Annotated in this window: 2 protein-coding genes; both read right to left on the bottom strand. The window is 43.7% G+C overall.

The window, feature by feature from the left end; translation table 11 throughout:
* Nucleotides 1–103 precede the first annotated feature (103 nt).
* Nucleotides 104–574: a hypothetical protein gene (locus CLV97_RS17745; RefSeq protein ID WP_106346841.1), complete on the bottom strand. Its 471-nt coding sequence runs from the start codon at nucleotides 572–574 to the stop codon at nucleotides 104–106.
* A partial coding sequence (locus CLV97_RS18300) for a hypothetical protein (RefSeq protein WP_170070607.1) occupies nucleotides 567–1119 on the bottom strand: 553 nt, incomplete at its 5' end. The genes CLV97_RS18300 and CLV97_RS17745, both read right to left, overlap by 8 nt.

Genomic DNA, 1119 nt, shown 5'->3' with positions numbered 1-1119 from the left:
CGGCGGGCGGACGCCCGGGGCCTGGTTTCGGTTTGGGGAGCAGGGGCTCAATCACAGCCCATTGTTCGTCTGTCAGCTCATGTCTCGTACTCATACTTCCATTTTACATTGGCAGATCATGTTTTTGAAATAGCTTGTAATCATCAATCATCCACAGCTCCTCAAGGGCTGGATGCCCGGCCACATCCGTAAACACATCCAACAATGCCTGGGTTCGTTGTGCATTGATTTCTTTATCCTCCGTTTGATAAACCTTGAGTCCATCATACTCTTTAAAAAACATATACGTAGTGGATACAACCAAACGATTTACATAAATCTCTTCCGTGACCAACGGATTGAAAAATGTGACTTCATAAAATCTATACCGCTCCCTGTCACTCAGCACTTCCTTTCGAATCGAATCGAAGGGATCAAGATTTTCTAGAACTGTATTTTTCCTTCCTTCCAATTGACAGGCCTCCAAATATTTCATCAGGATCTCCGTTACATCCAGACCAACCTCTATATAATCTCCCTTCAAGTATGATCCCCAATAAGTGAACATTAACCAGCGCTCAATGTCTTCAGCCATTTCGTTTCCCTCCCCATTCAATCTTTCGGATTTCTACTTTTATGTTCAACTCTTCTTCAAAGACCGTCCGCATCAACTTCAATTCTTCATCTGGCGCCCATTTCGGCACTTTCAGCATATAAACCACCTCCGAGTCGGCACGAGTAATTCCATATTTTCTTGCATCCGGAAATTTGCCCAAATTTTCAAGGAGATATTCAACGGCCTTCTTATGCTTCATAAATTGGATATAGCGTCTTTGTCGCTTGTCCGTTTTGGGGGGTAAACCCTCCTTAATAAATTGATCTCGATCGATCTTCGCCAAATCTGCCAAATCCTTAAAATCCCGCTTCGACCACATTTTCGCTTCCTCGACAATGGTGATCCGTCCGCCTTCAATAACAATGTTGTCCGGTTTTCCAAAGGTCCCCACTCTATCAGGGTCCTCATCGTAAGCCCTTCTATGTACTTTACAAGCTATTTCAAAAACATGATCTGCCAATGTAAAATGGAAGTATGAGTACGAGACATGAGCTGACAGACGAACAATGGGCTGTGATTGAACC

The organism is Planifilum fimeticola (genome assembly GCF_003001905.1).
GTDB lineage: Bacteria > Bacillota > Bacilli > Thermoactinomycetales > DSM-44946 > Planifilum > Planifilum fimeticola.
This window is presented reverse-complemented; position numbering and strand designations above follow the sequence as displayed.

Coding starts and splice junctions, on each gene's coding strand:
- CLV97_RS17745 (WP_106346841.1), bottom strand. CDS start 574: ATGGCTGAAGACATTGAGCGCTGGTTAATGTTCACTTATTGGGGATCA.